This window comes from Burkholderia sp. AU33423 (assembly GCF_002223135.1).
Lineage (GTDB): Bacteria > Pseudomonadota > Gammaproteobacteria > Burkholderiales > Burkholderiaceae > Burkholderia > Burkholderia lata_D.
Genome location: NZ_NKFH01000007.1, coordinates 191174 through 207405 on the forward strand (window position 1 = coordinate 191174; position 16232 = coordinate 207405).

Consider the following 16232-nt stretch of genomic DNA (forward strand, 5'->3'; position numbering starts at 1 on the left):
TGGGTGTGAGTCATCGGTGTCAGACGAGCATCTCGATTGCTTCGGGATGACCGAGGAAATCCCGGGGACTTGCCGAGCGCGCGTAGGCACCCGATTGCAGAACGACAACGAAGTCGCCAATCTGAGCTCCCGGAAGCAGCACGTCATCGGCGATGCGATCAAGCGGAGTACACGAGCAGCCGACGATGTGACATCGTTCAGTTGGTGTATCGCCGAACCGATTGCCGAGTACTACTGGGAAATTGCGGCGCAATACCTGACCGAAGTTGCCCGAGGCCGCGAGGTGGTGGTGCAGGCCACCGTCGGTGACAAGGAAGGTGGTGCCGCGTGAAACTTTTCGATCGATGACGCGGCATACATAGGCACCGGCCTCGCCGACCAGGTAGCGCCCAAGTTCGAGCACGGGGCGCACACCGGGCAAAGCCCGTTGCATGCGCGAGAGCCAGGCATGCATCGGCTGGGCGACGGCATCGAGATCGAGCGGCACTTCGCCTTCGAAATAGGGAATGCCAAAACCGCCGCCCAGATTCACGTACCGGGGCGGCAGTGGCAAATCGGATGCGAGCTGCATGACGAGCTCGGCACATCGCCGCTGTGCTTCGACGATGGTAGCTGGGTGCAGGCACTGCGAACCCCAGAAGACATGAAACCCCGCCAGTGTCACGTCACATGCGCCCAGTTCTTGCAGTAGTGCCGGAACCTGTTCGGCGTCGATGCCGAACTGAGTCGCTCCCCCGCCCATGCGCATGCCGGCGTGCGTGATCTGAAAATCCGGGTTCACGCGAATTGTCACGTTTGGGCGCAGGCCCAGCTCCCAGCCAAGGGCTGCCACCAGATGCAGTTGAGTGAGCGATTCGATATGCAGGTTCACGCCGCTGGCCACTGCACATCGCAGTTCCTCCCGTGTTTTGCCCGGACCGGCAAAGCCGATCTGGTCAGGCGGCATGCCTGCGTTGAGCGCCAATGCCAACTCGGCGCCGGAGGCCACGTCAAAGCCGTCGATGCGCGTGGCCAGATGGTGTACGACAGCAGGCATTGGATTGGCCTTGAGCGAGTAATGCAACTGTATCGACGCCGGCAGTTTTGCACGCAACTGGCACACGCGGGCATCGATTGCGGCGCGCGCATAGACGAAAAAGGGCGTGGACCCTGCACGATTGGCAAGCCGCGTGACATCGATACTGTCGGCGAACAGGACGTCATGGCGGCGGGTCAATGATCGATTCATATTGGCCTCGCTTGGTTGTTCGGCGCGCTCACGAGTGCTTCTCGCAAGGCCACGCGATCGAATTTGCCGTTGGCGTTGCGCGGGATGTCCGTCTGAACGATGATGCGATGCGGCACCATGTAGCCGGGCAGGCGTTGCTTGCACCACGACAGCAGCGTTTGGGCGAGAAACGGCGTGGCTGCCGGCACGACGACCAGCGTGATCGTCTCGCCAAGCGCATCATCGGGCACACCCACGGCGGCGACTTCGGAAACAAAACCACTTTCGTGGATGGTTTCCTCGATTTCTTCCGGGCTAATCCGGTAGCCGGAACTCTTGATTTGCGCGTCGTTGCGCGCAATGAAATACAGAAAGCCGTGTGCATCGCGTCGCACGAGGTCCCCCGACCAGACCGCGGTGTCCGGCGCAGCCCCGCCAGGTTTTTGCTCGGGAGAGGGACGATAGCGCTCAGAGGTTCGCGCTGCATCCCCCCAGTAGCCCATCGTGACGCATGCGCCGACATGTACAAGTTCGCCGGGTTCATCAGGCACACACGGCGAACCATCGGGGCGCACGACCAAAATGCGTGCGTTGGGCACGGCCTTGCCGATCGAGTCAGGGCGGTGATCGACTTCGGCGGGGTCGAGGTAGGTCGAGCGGAACGCCTCGGTCAGACCATACATGAGGTAGGGTTTGGCCTGCGGAAACAGCGCACGCAGGCGTTGCAGTACTGCCCTGGGCATGCGGCCGCCGGTATTGGCAAAGTAGCGCAGCGTGGCGCGCGCTGCATCGGGCCAGCGAGCATGGGCCAACTGCATCCACAAGGGAGGCACGCCCGTGATCGCGGTGATTTGCTCACGCGCGCAGGCCTCTATCACGTCTTGTGGACAGAGATAATTGACAAGCACAGCAGTGGCGCCGCTCGTCCACGCCGACGTGAGTTGGCTCAGGCCTGCATCGAAGCTAAGCGGTAGTACGGCCAGGATTCGATCAGCGCGCGTATGGTTTAGATAATGAGCGACGCTCCACGCGCCTTCGAGCAGGTTGCGGTGGCTGAGCATGACGCCCTTGGGTCGCCCCGTCGAGCCGGATGTATAGAGAATGGCCGCGAGGTCCGTATCAATGCCCGATGCCGGGACATCGGATGCCTTTCGTTGCGTGTCGACAGCGTCCCGGGCGAGGCACTCGCTCCAACGACGGACCCGTGCAGTCCCGTCGTATGTAGGTGCCGTTTCATCGGGGGCATCTGTGAGGATCGTATGGGTGAGGGCGAGCGGCCCGTTCTCGGCCAGCAAGCGTGCACGCATTGCGCTGGTAATCAGGCAGATCGCGCCGCAGTCGTGCAGGATATGTGCGACCTGTTGCGGTTTGAGCAGCGGATTGATCGGCACAAAAACGGTATGCGGTCTTTTAACGACACCCATCAGAGGTTGGGAGTGGCAGGCATGCTCCATGGCATGAGGGCCGCGTAGTCGTCGGCGGTTGCAGCGAGAGGCAGCTTCGTGAACAGCCAGACGAGGTAGCGATACGGTTCGATGCCGTTCGCCTTGCACGTCTCGACGAGGGAGTACAGATTGGCGCTGGCCTGCGCGCCGGCGACAGTGTCGGAGAACAGCCAGCCTTTGCGGCCGACGACGAACGGTCTGATCGCGTTTTCACACAGGTTGTTCGAGAGTGGCCAGTTGCCGTTCTCGATGTAGCGGACCAGCTTGGGCCATTGCCCGCTCATGTATTGCAGCGCCTTGCCGAGCAGACTCGACGGCACGACGGCGGGCAGATGCTCGACCATCATGCATTCGACGAGGGAGAGCGCTCGGGCGCTGTATCGGGTACGCAATCGCTGCCGGCGTTCAGGCGTCCACTTCGCGCTTCGCGCCTCGGCCGTGAACAGCTTGCCGATCAGCTTAACGAAGCGCGTCGCCAGCAGATCCGATGAGCGTGCCGCTTTCGGCACCGACTCCTCGGCCTTGATGAAGCCGCGGCGTACATGCGCCCAGCATCCGAGATGCACGAGCTGGTGATCGTGGGCGATGCCGTTATAGAGTTCGTACCCGTCCGTCATCAGCACAGTGCCGGGCTGCACGCCGGCATAGAGCTTCTGCGCATGTTGGGCACCACGTCCCGGCGAGTACGAGAACATCCGCACGGGCGGCCCTGAGCCGTTGACCTGCGCCCACAGGTAGCTCTTTGCCTGCGGCCTTCGTCCCGGTTCCTTCAGCACCTGGAACGTTGTCTCGTCGCCGTAGATCAGGTCGGATTCGAGCAGCGCGTCACGCATCAGGTTGATCACCGGCTGCGTAGCAAGCCCCACTCGCACCACGCTAGCGGCCAGCGTGTTCGACGAGATGTCGCCGCCGAAGCGACGCAGCAGCGTGGCCTGGCGATACAGTGGCATGCCGTATTGGTACTTGCCAGTGATGATCCACGCCAGCGCGGATTCCGTGAGCAGCCCGCGAGGGATGATGCGCGTCGGCGCTGGCGTGACCTTAATGCCGAGATCACAGCAAGGGCAGGCGTACTTGACCCGCTGGTGCTGAACGACGCGCACTTGCTCGGGAATCACGTCGAGCTGTTCGCTCGTTTCTACGCCAATCTCGACGAGGGCGTGGCCGTCGTGCGCGCAGAATCGTTCAGCTTCTGGCAACTCGTGCCGCACGACCTCGCGCGGCAGGCTCGGATTGAGTGGTTTGCGCCCGCGCTTGCCGCGCGTGTGGGCGGCGACCGAGGTGCCGGGCACGTCTTCACGCGCGGGCGCGTCGGCAGTCGCCGCCAATGCCTCTGCTTCGTTGAACAGGCCGAGCTGGTCGGCATGGCGCGCCTCGCTCGATGCACCGAACAGTTCGTGCTTGTAGGCCCGCAGCTTCTCTTCGGCCAGATCGCGCTGGGCCGTCACGAGTCGAAGCTCACCGCGCAGCGCATCGCGTTCGGCGAGCAGTGCCTGGTATTCCTCAACACTCGGCATGACGGGGCTGTTCGGCATGGCCGATTAGACCATGTCACCCGCGCGGTGTTCAGCTCATCCGCGCGTAATATCGCTGGGGATGCTTCTGGATCACGGCCAGGTCGATGCCGTCGAGCAGCCAGTGCAATTGCTCGGCGCTGAGCGTGATTGTGTCGCCTCCGTTCGGCCAGATGAAGCGATCGGCTTCGAGTCGCTTGAGCAGCAACCAGAAGCCGTTGCCGCCCCAGCCGAGAATCTTGATTCGATCGCGCCGGCGGTTGCCGAAGACGAACAGCGCCGAGGTCATCGGGTTCAGGCGCATCGCCTGTTCGACCAGGATCGACAGTCCGTTGATGCCCATGCGGAAGTCGACTGGATCGCGATGCAGATAAACCTTCAGCCCTTCGTCGAACCGGAACATGGCAGCCTCCCGAGCATTTGCACAACGGCCGTCAGTTCATCGAAGTTCGCCGGGCCCAATTCTAAGGAAACGCCGTTTGGCAGGTGCACATTCAGTGAGAATGCCGCAGCCAATTTAGTCGGAGTGGGAGCAACCGCGGAGGTGACGACCTGCATAAAGGCTGATTCCTCAGGCACGCAAGCCGCCGGCAGTTCGACGCGAGCCTCTCGTGACGGCTCCGTCACGGAGCTGACTATCTCGCCCGCGGCTTGTTCGCGCTGATACTTGGAAATCCACGTCCGAACGAGGTTTGGATTGACGTCGTGCTCCATGGCCGTCCGCGCGATCGACACCCCGGGCTTCAGACACGCCTGTATCAATTCGCGCTTCGCATCCTCGTCGTACTTACGCCGTCCGTCTCGCTTGCGATCGACCACCAATCGGCTCTGCAAACCTCCGCGTTGCTCGTTCATGCACACCTGTCCACGCTCATTGAACATGGACACGTAGCCTCGGTGAATCAGCCTCGCCGTGCAATGGCGTCAATCAAAGAGCGCTTACCAAAAACGCAGCCTGCGGCGGCAATACCCAGCAGCGAAACGACGGTTTCGATGCGCTTGTCCAGAAAGATACTGATACGTGCGCCGGGCGCGATACCGAGCGAGGTGATCGCGTGGCCAAGTGCGCATGCGCGCTCAGCAAGCTCCTGGTAGCTCAGGCGGATATCGCCGAAGACGATCGCGTGCGAATCGGGTGCCTGATGTGCGGTTGTCTGCACGAGGTCAAGTATGTTTCGCATGGTGTGGAATGTAGTCGTCGGGTTGAGGAAGATGCTCGTTGGACGTCAATGACGAATCACCACGGCGCCGAAGCAGCCGGCCAGACCGCTAGAAAAAAGCAACGACCATTCTCCGGCCTGCTGGTTGCGACAGGTCTCGAAATTGATGAACGGATCTGCACCGAATGCGTGGCCAACCGTGCCGAAATTCGTGGCGAATAGCCGCGCCTCGGGAATGGCGAGCATTCCCATCAACCGTGCCCAGCCTGGTAGATTGACGTGGTGAGGCAGTACGTGCGCGATGTCGTCGGGTGCGATGTTTGCCTGGCGAATAGCTGCGCGCATGGTGGTAAAAGCCGACCAGTAGTACCGATCGTCGGGAATCGGCTGCAAGGTGTCATCCGTACCGCGAAAGAAGCGCGCATCGGTATATAGATGCAAGCTGGCGATGACGTTGTGTTCGGCCCCCCGGTCAAGTAGCAACGCGCATGCGCCGTCGCTATGCAGCGCCAGGTCCCCGATCGCGCGAAGTCGATCGCAGCCCGAACCGATGACGTCAGCACACACGATGATGGCGCGTTCGATGGTGGGGTGTCGCGCCGCAAGCGCGAGCAGCACCCGGATGGCTGCCATCGGAGATACGCACTGCTGCTGCGTGACGGAAAACGTCAATGCCCGGTTCAGTCCGCAATGGCGTTGAATGTAATGGGCCGTACTGGCAGGTGGCGCGAGCACGCTCGTCTGTATCGTATGTGTGTGAATGAGGGCATCGACTGTTGAGCGTGGTGTGGCGGTTTCGCGCAAAAGTTTCGCGATCGCATGTACGGCCAGATTTGCTGGTGACTCACCCTCGGCGTCGTGGAAATGCCCCACACCGTGATCGCGCAGTGCACGAGCGCGCGCGTTAGACAGGCCGCAACGTTCGACCCACTGATTTACATGTACGGTTTGAGCCGGCAGACTGTGGGCGACCGCGGAAAGCGAGAAGGGACTCGTTCTCATGATGGCGCTACGCAGAATTGAAGAATCGCACAGGCGACCTGGCCGTGAAATCCCGTAGACCATATAAGCAGATGTTGGTCATCGCGCGGCGAGACAGCCCTTGTGAGGCTATCAAGACGTGCAGGTGTGTGTGCTGCGCAAAGATGGCCGGGCGTGTCATCTGCGAGCCAGATGCGCTCGAGCGGCAAGTCGCCGTGTGTACGGATAGTGCGCAACAGCCCGTTATCCGTCTTCGCTGGGACAACCCAGTCCATCTGTGTGGCCTGACAGGCAGCTCGAGCCATCGCCTTGTTGATGGCGCCCATAAGCGTGGCGTAATCGACGGGCATTGCGATGACGCTGGATGCACCGTGCGTGGCCGGCGTACAGATCGTCAGGCCGCGCACGCGCCAGCCAGGTGCCGGATGGCGTGTGACGAGAGCGGCGGCGGCTCCATCCGCGAGGAGCGTGTGTAAGCCAACGTGCCGAGAAAAGGGGGGAAGCCAGCGCTCGGCCGCGACAATCAGGACGGTATTTAGCTCGGTGTCCGCATCCATCATGGCTAGCGTGAGATCGAGCGCCGTTGCAAACGAGACGTCCTGAAGCTGCCCGATCGCGAATGGCGGGCGACGCGATGCGAGCTCGTTATGCAAACGTCCCGCACAGGACAATGCCAGATCGTGTTCGAAGCTGGTCGAGCAAACGATGATCTGGTCCGGCCGGGGAAGTTGTGATGCACCGTCATACAGCAGGCGTGCCGCGCGTAGTGCCATGTCGGACAGTGAAAGATTCGACTCGGCTACGACGAGTTCGTCTGAAAGCGTAGGCGGTGAAGGCGCCTTTGGATCGCGTCGGGGCTCACATTTGTCACGCCAGCGCAGTGTGTCGCCGTAGACCGCTTGCATCACGGAATCAAACGGGCATTGCCGCAGTCGCGAGCTCACGTCTGTGCGTGTAGGGTGCGCGCTGCGTGCGAATGGAATGTACTGAGCGGTGGCGACGATCCTGGGCGCGGGAACCCTGGACTCAGTTCGAGGGAACATGGGAGGCGACGAATGCAACCAGATTGTCGAATCGCAGGAAGAGGTCGCTGCTCAGATCTTCAGGGTCAAGCACAAACTTGAAGCGCTGCTCCACTTGCAGCAGGAGCTCGGTCATGTTCATTGAATCGACACCAAGGTCGAAGAGGTTTGTGTCGCCATCGATGAGCTCGGTGCTCAGATGCGTGCCGAGCGTTGACAGCAAACAGGATTTGAGCGCGGTAGCAATATCGTCAGGGCGATTTGATACGGAATTGGATGTCATGAACGTCTCCGGTATGAAGGGCAGGTGAGGTCATGCACGCGGCAAGGCGGCCGAATGTGCAAGCGCGTTTGAAGTGGATTCCCACGGCAATTGCGGCGCGCGTTGCGCCGCGCGGGCGATCATCAGCCGCTGCATGTCGCCGGTACCCTCCATGATGTCGAACGCCTTGGCGTCTCGGCAGCATTGTTCGAGCGATGGACAATGCGCGATACCGCCAAGCCCAACGAGTGCGAGGGCTGTTCGAGTGAGGTAGGCTGTCACGCGTGCGGCGTATGCCTTGGCCATCGAGGCGTGCATGGCGCTCGGGTGGCCCTGATCTGCGAGCCATGCTGCGTGATGACAGAGCAGGCGCGCGGTCGTGATATGCCGGTCGAGATCCAAAAGATGCACGTCGACGTCGCCGGGACCGCATCGCAGATCGGCCGGATGTGAGCCTGATTCGAAATAGGTTGCAAGTTCGTCACGTACCCGTCGACACGTACCGACCATCACTGCGGAGAGCAGCGGCCGAAAATAGTCCCATGACCGTTGTGCGCCGGAAAATGCGTCGCTCAATGGCGCTTGGTCGTCGTGCGTGAGGCAAGTATCGTCGGGCACTTCGCAATCGCTGTACGACAGCACGGCCAGTTGGCTGGCCCGCAGCCCGGCCATGTGTTCGACACGCATGACCGAGAACCCCGGCGCGTCGTGCTCGACGCAAAATGCTCGGATGCCGAAGCGACCCGCGTTGCGGTTGATCGTTGCGAACGTGATGATCGTGTTCGCGCGCGCGCCGTTCGTGATGAAACATTTGGTGCCATTGAGCACCCAGCCGTGCGCGGTTTTGCGGGCCGATGTCCGCATGGCTGTTGCGTCGGACCCGCAATCGGGCTCCGTAATCGCAAACGCGCCCCAGCGTGGCGCGTCGCTGTGAAAGCCCGCAAAGAATGCTGCCTGCTGCCGTTCGTTGGCGAGCGCGAGAACCGGCGGCATGGCAAGTCCTGGGCCGGGCAGGGCCAGCGCGAGCGCGGCGTCCGCGTAGCCCAGATATTCCATCAGCATCACGCGTGAGGTGAGCGATTGCACCCCGGGGCATCCCCCGTATTGGCTCGGCACGAGATTCAGGTTCAACGCGCGGACCATATCGCTTTGCCAGAACGTTGCGGGGATTTGTCCGGTCCGGTCTGCTTCGTCGCGATGTGCGCGTATTTGCGCGCACAGTCGATCGAGATCCAGCCCGGAGGCTGCCAGGGCCGCCTTAAGCGTTGCGACTTCATGGTGCGGTTGTGATGTTTGCAGAGCGTCTGGCATGTCCGATCGTTCCGAATGGCGCACGCGCGCCGGCCGATGGCGTGGCATGGACGACATGCTCGCGCGGCGTCCATGCCGTGTGACATGCAGCGTAGGCATCTGAGAGAGGGTTTGCTACCTCCCAACCTAGGGAGGGTGGCCTCGGGTGACGCAGGTCAGGGATTTTCGCCAGCGGCGATAGCGATGCCCGATAATGGCGCCGATATGGAATGACGCTGGCCACCACGGACGTGACTAATATGGCAGAACGACAACGAGCAACGCGTAAAACGCAATCTATGTCGCCGGACAAACGCGGCCCGCGTACGACCAAGCGGGGCGATCAGGTGGCCGAGCTGATCAAGGGTTGGATTAATGACGGGCGGGTGCGCCCGGGCAAGCGCCTGAACAAGGAAGCTGAGCTACAGCAGATGTTCAACGTGAGCCGCGGCTCAATGCGCGATGCGCTCAAGGCACTGGAAGTGCAGGGACTCGTGAGTCTCAGTACCGGCCCAGAGGGAGGTGCCACAATTACGCGTGTGCCGCTTGCGCGGGCGTTCCAAGCACTGCAGAACTATTTGTTCTTCGAGAACATCGCGCTCGAGGAGCTCTATGCGGTGCGACGCACGCTCGAGCCGATTGTCGCTGCTGGCGCAGTAGCGCACTTGACGGATGCAGATTTCGAAGCACTCGAGCGCAGCATTTCAGTGTGTGAGCCATTTGTGATCGGCCACGAGCAGGCGCTCGATCAGCGCTGCGAGGATATTCATTTTCACGACGTGCTGGCTGCGGCCCATCCGAACGCGTTTTTACGGTGCCTCTGCCAGATCATTAATCAGATGCTGCACTCGCTGGTGATCGTGGCGGGCAACGTCACGCAGCGTGACTATCAGGCGTTCGGCCGTACGACGCTCGCTGCGCACCGTGCAATCCTCGAGGCTGCACGGCGGCGCGATGCTCAGGCAGTGGAGCGCTTGATGGCCGCGCATATGGATGAGGCCGAGGCGCAACTGCAGAAAGTACATGCCGCGTTGAGGCAAAGGCTTGTGCTCGACTCCGAACTCGATACGCAGATGAGCCGCGACGCGTCCTGAGGCGGCATCCACGAACAGCACGGGTGCGCCATCGCATGGTCTGCGGATGCCCGCCGAAGTTTATGACATGTCGGTCACAATGCGCCGATTAATTACAATAAATTAACTAAATGAGAGTAGGTGCGCTCATCGCGAGGGTACATAGGCGAGGAGATCGAAGGGAATTTCCGGGGTAAACGCTGACATTTTGTCGCTTGACCAGGTGAGATATTCGGTCGTAAATTTATGATAATAAATAGACGTCAAGACCGAAGCTGCACGTGTGCCGGTCCGACCGATCTCCGTGGTGGTTCATCGCGTCAGGTCGAGGCAGGCGAGGTTTTATTCCAAGGCAGCGGCGATCGGTAGCGGACGGCTTGTGAGTGACGAATGGCCGATCGCCGCCAGCGAGAGGCTCATGGTTGCTGTATGTGTGAGGCCGACGGGATCTGGTGAAGATCTGCCCGAGCCTCTGCTGCTTTAACCAATTGCGAGAGAGAGGTGTCGAGGGCTGCAGCAAGCGCAAGCAGAGCGTCGATCTTGGGGACTATTTGGGCACGCTCGACCAAAGAGATCGTGTTCGGATGGACGTTGGCCCGCGTCGCGAGGCCCACTTGGGTGAGCTTTTTTGTTTGGCGAAGAGTGCGAACTTCGTCTCCAAGGGCCTTGATAAAGTGCGCAGTGGGTGTGCTATTCACCGACGGGAGTGACGGGCTATTCTTGCGCGAGCGATTCTGCCGCTGCGACAAGGGCCCGCTTCTTTTCTTTGCTCAGTCGCCCAGCAATTAAGAGGAGGTTGGCCAGCAAGTCGTCCTCCTCGTACAGGAAGCTTGTCGGAATGAGAAGCGCTCGGGCAAGCCGCTGGCTGGTCTGTACGGTTGGAGCATGCTTGCCCTTCTCGTACTGGTTGACGCGAGCGCTGGCGGAAAATTCGTCGATTCCGGCCAGAATGCCAAGCTGTTCCTGGGTGAGGTCGGTACGCAACCGCGCCTGCTTCAGGCGTTTCGAAAACACAGAGGTGACGGTCGAGTCGCTGGACATGCATCAAGTGTCCAGGAATCGATTGCCTGGTTTGCTAAGTAACTCTTAGTCGGGGCGATATCGGGAATCAGGAGGCGGCGGTTCGTGACAGTCGCTCGGCGTATTCGAGAAGTGCTTCTTGGCTGTCTTGCGGAAGCGGTGCGGCCACGACGAGAAGCCGCGCAAGGAGGTCATTGCCTTCGTATAGGAAGCTGGTTGGGACGTGTAGTACTCGGGCGAGACGGTGAGCCGTCTGGAGCTTGGGCGCGTGTTTACCGGTCTCGTATTGATTCACGCGTGCGCTTGCCGAGAATTCATCAATCCCGGCTTCGATGCCGAGCTGTTCCTGGCTCAGGCCCGAGCGTAGACGTGCCTCTCTGAGACGCTTGGGAAAGATCGAGGATGTCGATGAGGTCCGACGCATCCTAAGAGTTTCTTAATTTTTAATGGACTTTTTGCTAAGTATTTCTTAGTCTGCAGGCTAAGCGTTACTTAGTTTGGGTGGCGACATGCATCATCTCTGTGTCGTCTTGGTGGGCTTCGCTGTCACATGCCTAGCGAGGGCTGGGTGGGTTGGGCGGTCATTGAACACAGGATTTGGAGTAATGGCGACGATCTTAAACATTCTTAGTTACGTTAGCGTGCTTACGCTTGTGGCATTGGGCCTTGCGATCGTGTTCGGCCTGATGGATATCGTGAACCTCGCGCATGCCGAGTGGGTGACGATGGGGGCTTACACGTTGGCGGTTGCGCAGTCCGTGGGAGGTCAACACGCATTCTGGGCTGCGCTGCTCGCCGCCCCGATTGTCGGCGCGGGGCTCGGGTGGTGTCTCGAGCGCTTCGTCATCCGACTGCTCTATGCTCGTCCACTGGATACGCTACTGGCGACCTACGCGGTCAGTCTGATCGTTCAGAAGGCGATCGAGCTCGTCTTCGGCACTCAGCCGATGCTGGTCTATGCGCCGTTCAACGCAACCGTTGAAGTGCCGGGCGGCAGCTATCCTGCTTATCGGATGTTCGTGATCGGTGTGGCACTGGCTGTTACCGCTGGATGCTGGGTGCTGTTCACCCGCACGCGTTTTGGTACGAAGCTGCGTGCAGTCATTCAACATCCGGCGATGGCTGAGGCCGTCGGGATCAATACCAGAAGGCTGAATCGGGTGGCCTTTTGTGGGGGCGCCGCGCTCGCTTCGCTCGCCGGTGTTCTGGTGGCGCCGATGGTGTCGGTGGAGTCCCATCTCGGGGTGTCCTATCTTGCCAAGGCGTTTTTCGTGATCGTGCTGGGGGGGATCGGCTCGGTGGCCGGCAGCATACTCGGCAGCGCTTTTGTCGGCACGATCGAGACCTTGCTCAGTTATCGCGTCGATCCGTCGCTCGCGTCGGCGATTGTCCTGATTGTATCCATTGTCCTGATTCGTTTCCGGCCGCAGGGTCTGCTCCCCGGCTTTAGTGCGGCGCATCAGCTTCTCGGAAAGGGGTAAGGCAATGTTCGACCGTCATTTTTCTCGTGCACGGACCTGGTTGTCACAGCCCGCCTTGAGCCGCAGCGATGTGTCTCCGGTTATGACCGGTTTTGCGATGGTTGTGGCCGGCGCGATTCTGCCTTTCGTCGTTGGGGCGTATCAACTTACCGTGATACGCGATGCACTCGTATTGGCGATATTGGCGCTCAGTTATGACCTGCTGTGGGGGCGTGCCGGTGTTCTGACGCTGGGCCACACGACCTTCTTCGGCATTGGGGCATATGGCTTCGCCGTGACTACGGTCCAGTTTGGGCAGACGCCGTTCGTCGGATTTCTCGCTGGCCTTGCCTGTGCTGCCGTCGCAGCGGCCGTTCTCGGTTACTTCTTGCTGTATGCAGGGGTGAGGCTGCATTTCTTTGCCATTCTCAGTATGGCAGTGTTGATTATCGCGCAGCAGCTTGCAACGAGCTGGCAGTCGGTGACAGGCGGAGACACGGGCTTGCTGGGTATTCCGGGACTGTCCTTCCAACTTGCGGGGCACACACTCGATTTGAGTGGCCCGGTCGCGTCCTGGTACGCCGTCGCGACAATCCTCGTTGCGCTTCTGGGTGCGGTGTGGCTGCTTTGTCGGAGCCGATACGGGAAGGTGCTCGCGGCGATCTCGACGAACGAATGGCGCGCGCTGGCGTGCGGATATCACACGTCTTGGCATCTTCTGTTGATGTTCGTGGCCTCGGCGGTGTTGGCCGCGGTGGCGGGTTGCTTGATGGCAGCAACCGCCGGCGTTGTTGCGCCCGATGTGTTTTCACCGGTATTGGCCACCGAAGTCATCCTCTGGGTCGCCATAGGCGGACGTGGCTCGCTTGGCGGTCCCGCGCTCGCCGCCGTCGGCCTGACGCTACTCAAGCATGGTGCGTCCAGTCTGAGCACACAGTGGTGGCCGCTTATTCTCGGTGCAGTTTTTCTCGCGTGCGTGCTTTGCCTGCCGAACGGCGTGCGTCTTGGGGGCATGCTCAAGGGACTGCGTCAATTCACTGGAATATCGCTCAAACGCATGCCGCGCTCTTGTGCGCAGCGCGTCGAAGGAGGGTCGTGATGAACGCGCCGATCATCAAAGGTGTCGGACTGTACCGTGCATTTGGCGGCATTAACGCGATTGCGGGCGTTGACGTAGAAATTGGCGCACGAGACTTGCTTTGCGTTATCGGCCCGAACGGCGCTGGAAAAAGCACGCTGGTCGGGTTGATGTCGGGTGCGATTGTGCCTGGGGCTGGCGAGCTGTATCTCGCAGGCGAGCGAATGACCGGCCGACCGATGTATCAATACTGCCGGCGCGGCGTCGTACGGAAATTCCAGGGAACAAATGTCTTCCAGATGATGAGCGTACGCGAGAACCTCGAAGTGGCCGCGCTCGGTGTGTCGAATCGACAGGCGTTTTCGATACGGGATCTCGATGGCGTTCTCGAGCAAATCGGACTTGCCGCGCAAGCCGACATGCTGGCGATGCATCTGCCACACGGCGAGCGCCAGTGGTTGGAAATCGGCATGGCGATGATGTGTCGCCCCGCCTTATTGCTGCTCGACGAGCCTGCTGCGGGTTTATCCGCCACTGATGCTCAGCGGCTTGTGCACCTCATCCACCGCCTGCGTGAGCAGTGTGCGGTACTTGCCATCGAACATGACCTGCGTTTCGTGCAGTCGCTCAATTGCGAGACGTGGGTTATGCACCGGGGGCAAATCGTTCGCCAAGGGCGCTACGACGACATTGCGAAGGACGAGGAAGTCCGACGCATTTATCTGGGGCAGGGGGCAAGTCATGCTGCACATTGAAAATCTGTCGGCCGGATACGGCGACATCGCTGTCTTGCACCAGATCACGCTTGCCGTTCAGCCTAACGAAGTGGTGGGGGTGCTCGGATGCAATGGAGCGGGAAAAACGACGCTTGTGAAGGCGATCATGGGCCTTTTGCCGCACGTGAGCGGCGAGGTTCGCTTTGGCGAGCACGTCATCAACGGCATGCGCGCGCATGAAATCGCTCGACTGGGTATCGGGTTGGTGCCGCAGGGGCGATGGATTTTTCCGAAGCTCACGGTGCGCGAGAACCTCATGATGGGAACCGCGGCGGCGGGCGACGCCGAGATTCTGGAGGAGGTGTTCGAGTATTTCCCGGTATTGAAAACGCGGCTCTCGCAACATGGCGGAACGCTGTCGGGCGGCGAGCAACAGGTACTGGCTATCGCGCGTGCATTGTGTGGTCGACCGAAACTGTTGTTGCTGGACGAGCCTTCTGACGGCGTGCAACCCAATCTTGTCGAGCTGATCGGCGATGTGATCCCGGTGCTGTGCCGTCGTTCGAAGTTGGCGGTGCTGCTTGTCGAACAGAATCTTGACCTCGTCTTGCGCTGCGCGCAGCGATGCATTGTGCTCAAGAACGGGCAGCTCGCCCATGCGGGAAAAATCGAACCGCAACGCGGCACGGACAGCGCGCACCCGTTGGCCCAATTCTTGTCACCTGCTGCTGAACGAACGGCTGATTCGCAAGCAGCATTCGTTGAAAGAGAACCTACATGAATCGACGCGACTTTTCACGATCTGCTCTTTGGGGCGCGCTTGGGGCGTTGAGCGCCGCCGCTTGTCCGAACCTTGTCCGAGCGGCGGCGCCGATCAAGATCGGATTGCTTGCGCCGTTGAGCGGCCCACTTACCCGGGTTGGCGAGACCAATCGACACTGTGCGATGCTCGCCATTGAAGAAATCAACGCTGCCGGCGGGCTGCTCGGGCGGCCACTCGAACTGGCCGTCGAAGATACGCAGATGTCGACGGCAGTGACGCTCGAGAAGGCCAGGCAGCTATTGATGCGTGACGAAGTGGCGATGCTCACAGGCATGGTGCTGCCGTCCGAGCGCGAGGCGGCGCTGCAGGCCGCTAAGACGTCCGCGCGTCTTGTCGTCTATCCGAATTTCGACGAGAGCCGCTGTGATCCGCTGTTGTTAAGTACCGGTCTGAGCGTTGCTCAGCGGGTCGAACCGCTCATTACGTGGATCATGCGTGGTGGTGCAAAAAGCGTCAGCGCGGTGGTCTCGGACGTCGGTAGCAACCGCAAGGTGCTGGTGCCCGCGCTGGAGGCGGCCGTATCTCGTCACGGTGGCCGCTTGTTGAACGTGTACTGGTTACCGTTCGGCACGCGCGATTACGGTGCCGTGCTTCAACGGATTGCGGCGCAGCAGCCGCAACTCGTATGGCACAGCATCGGTGATGATCCGGTCACGTTTGTCAAACAGTATCGGTCGTTTGCGATGAGGCCGCAGTTGGTCACGGATATCACGCACGAATCGCTATCGATTGCAACTGCGGGCGCATCAACGGGCGCCATCGGTGTGTCGTCGTATTTTATGAGCATCGATAGCGCTGAAAATCATCGCTTTCTTGCTCGCTACACCGCGCGTGTGGCCGACACCCGTGCGCCGCGATTAGGCCCCTATGCGGTGATGCTGCCTCACGGGGAATGCACGTACGCGGGTATTCGACTCTTTGCGCAGGCCGCACAGGACGCTGGCAGCGTCGAGGTCATGCGTGTCAAGACGGCGTTGTCGGGTATTTCGCTGAATTTGCCGCGCGGTAAGACGGGTGTGAGCCGGGCGGGCGATCACGTCACGTGCATGACGCGCATCGCTCAGGCGCAGGCGGATAACAGCTTTGCGCTTTTGGATTCGGTCGGTCCGATTTTGCCAGCCTGTCAGGGATAAAGCGGTCGCAACATCCCGTCATTACTTTATCTATATTACTAAGGAGTG

19 protein-coding genes are annotated in these 16232 nt (G+C 60.6%); 6 read left to right on the forward strand and 13 right to left on the reverse strand.

Features of this window, described 5'->3' with window-relative positions:
• Nucleotides 1-19 precede the first annotated feature (19 nt).
• The 10 genes from CFB50_RS19200 to CFB50_RS19245 all read right to left on the reverse strand — a co-directional run bounded on the left by CFB50_RS19200 (nucleotide 20) and on the right by CFB50_RS19245 (nucleotide 8902).
• Nucleotides 20-1228: a pyridoxal-dependent decarboxylase, exosortase A system-associated gene (locus CFB50_RS19200; RefSeq protein WP_089446892.1), complete on the reverse strand. Its 1209-nt coding sequence runs from the start codon at nucleotides 1226-1228 to the stop codon at nucleotides 20-22.
• Entirely contained in the window at nucleotides 1225-2631 is a 1407-nt protein-coding gene (locus CFB50_RS19205) for an acyl-CoA ligase (AMP-forming), exosortase A system-associated (protein ID WP_256979145.1), read from the reverse strand. The genes CFB50_RS19200 and CFB50_RS19205 overlap by 4 nt, the downstream gene beginning before the upstream one ends.
• Nucleotides 2631-4187, reverse strand: coding sequence for an IS66 family transposase (tnpC, locus tag CFB50_RS19210; protein ID WP_089444703.1), 1557 nt, complete (start codon nucleotides 4185-4187; stop codon nucleotides 2631-2633). Before tnpC ends, CFB50_RS19205 begins: the two co-directional genes overlap by 1 nt.
• A gap of 31 nt (nucleotides 4188-4218) precedes the next feature.
• Nucleotides 4219-4569: an IS66 family insertion sequence element accessory protein TnpB gene (gene tnpB, locus CFB50_RS19215; protein ID WP_027810102.1), complete on the reverse strand. Its 351-nt coding sequence runs from the start codon at nucleotides 4567-4569 to the stop codon at nucleotides 4219-4221.
• A complete protein-coding gene (gene tnpA / locus CFB50_RS19220; protein ID WP_144020614.1) occupies nucleotides 4545-5021 on the reverse strand; it encodes an IS66-like element accessory protein TnpA in 477 nt (158 codons plus the stop codon). Before tnpA ends, tnpB begins: the two co-directional genes overlap by 25 nt.
• Nucleotides 5022-5068: 47 nt before the next feature.
• Complete coding sequence (locus CFB50_RS19225; RefSeq protein WP_089446893.1) at nucleotides 5069-5347, reverse strand: AMP-binding protein; 279 nt, start codon at nucleotides 5345-5347, stop codon at nucleotides 5069-5071.
• Nucleotides 5348-5392: 45 nt separating this feature from the next.
• Nucleotides 5393-6328 carry a 3-oxoacyl-[acyl-carrier-protein] synthase III C-terminal domain-containing protein gene (locus CFB50_RS19230; RefSeq protein ID WP_089446894.1) on the reverse strand — a complete coding sequence of 312 codons (936 nt, stop codon included), beginning with the start codon at nucleotides 6326-6328 and terminating at the stop codon, nucleotides 5393-5395.
• A complete protein-coding gene (locus CFB50_RS19235) occupies nucleotides 6325-7212 on the reverse strand; it encodes a 3-oxoacyl-ACP synthase (protein ID WP_235986598.1) in 888 nt (295 codons plus the stop codon). Before CFB50_RS19235 ends, CFB50_RS19230 begins: the two co-directional genes overlap by 4 nt.
• A gap of 121 nt (nucleotides 7213-7333) precedes the next feature.
• Nucleotides 7334-7612, reverse strand: a complete 279-nt coding sequence (locus tag CFB50_RS19240) for an acyl carrier protein (protein ID WP_089446896.1) — start codon at nucleotides 7610-7612, stop codon at nucleotides 7334-7336.
• A gap of 30 nt (nucleotides 7613-7642) precedes the next feature.
• A complete protein-coding gene (locus CFB50_RS19245; RefSeq protein ID WP_089446897.1) occupies nucleotides 7643-8902 on the reverse strand; it encodes an acyl-CoA dehydrogenase family protein in 1260 nt (419 codons plus the stop codon).
• Nucleotides 8903-9141: 239 nt separating this feature from the next.
• Between CFB50_RS19245 and CFB50_RS19250 the strand changes: the two genes are divergently transcribed.
• Nucleotides 9142-9975 carry a FadR/GntR family transcriptional regulator gene (locus CFB50_RS19250; RefSeq protein WP_089448369.1) on the forward strand — a complete coding sequence of 278 codons (834 nt, stop codon included), beginning with the start codon at nucleotides 9142-9144 and terminating at the stop codon, nucleotides 9973-9975.
• Between the two features lie 395 nt (nucleotides 9976-10370).
• Here CFB50_RS19250 and CFB50_RS19255 read toward each other — a convergent pair whose 3' ends face one another.
• The 3 genes from CFB50_RS19255 to CFB50_RS19265 form a co-directional block, all read right to left on the reverse strand.
• The gene (locus CFB50_RS19255; protein WP_083266033.1) at nucleotides 10371-10652 is read right to left on the reverse strand and encodes a helix-turn-helix domain-containing protein; all 282 of its coding nucleotides are present in this window, start codon (nucleotides 10650-10652) and stop codon (nucleotides 10371-10373) included.
• Between the two features lie 16 nt (nucleotides 10653-10668).
• Nucleotides 10669-10995 carry a helix-turn-helix transcriptional regulator gene (locus CFB50_RS19260; protein ID WP_012338904.1) on the reverse strand — a complete coding sequence of 109 codons (327 nt, stop codon included), beginning with the start codon at nucleotides 10993-10995 and terminating at the stop codon, nucleotides 10669-10671.
• 67 nt (nucleotides 10996-11062) lie between these two features.
• Entirely contained in the window at nucleotides 11063-11398 is a 336-nt protein-coding gene (locus CFB50_RS19265) for a helix-turn-helix transcriptional regulator (protein WP_083266034.1), read from the reverse strand.
• A 181-nt stretch (nucleotides 11399-11579) separates the two neighbouring features.
• On the opposite strand from CFB50_RS19265, the gene CFB50_RS19270 reads away from it, so the two are divergent.
• From CFB50_RS19270 to CFB50_RS19290, 5 genes are read left to right on the forward strand one after another with little or no spacing between them, the layout of a single operon-like run.
• Nucleotides 11580-12455: a branched-chain amino acid ABC transporter permease gene (locus CFB50_RS19270; protein ID WP_069250538.1), complete on the forward strand. Its 876-nt coding sequence runs from the start codon at nucleotides 11580-11582 to the stop codon at nucleotides 12453-12455.
• Between the two features lie 4 nt (nucleotides 12456-12459).
• Entirely contained in the window at nucleotides 12460-13533 is a 1074-nt protein-coding gene (locus CFB50_RS19275; protein ID WP_089446898.1) for a branched-chain amino acid ABC transporter permease, read from the forward strand.
• The gene (locus CFB50_RS19280; RefSeq protein WP_069250539.1) at nucleotides 13533-14267 is read left to right on the forward strand and encodes an ABC transporter ATP-binding protein; all 735 of its coding nucleotides are present in this window, start codon (nucleotides 13533-13535) and stop codon (nucleotides 14265-14267) included. The genes CFB50_RS19275 and CFB50_RS19280 overlap by 1 nt, the downstream gene beginning before the upstream one ends.
• Complete coding sequence (locus tag CFB50_RS19285) at nucleotides 14254-15009, forward strand: ABC transporter ATP-binding protein (RefSeq protein ID WP_089446899.1); 756 nt, start codon at nucleotides 14254-14256, stop codon at nucleotides 15007-15009. Before CFB50_RS19280 ends, CFB50_RS19285 begins: the two co-directional genes overlap by 14 nt.
• Entirely contained in the window at nucleotides 15006-16184 is a 1179-nt protein-coding gene (locus tag CFB50_RS19290) for an ABC transporter substrate-binding protein (protein ID WP_089446900.1), read from the forward strand. Before CFB50_RS19285 ends, CFB50_RS19290 begins: the two co-directional genes overlap by 4 nt.
• The last annotated feature ends 48 nt before the right edge of the window (nucleotides 16185-16232 follow it).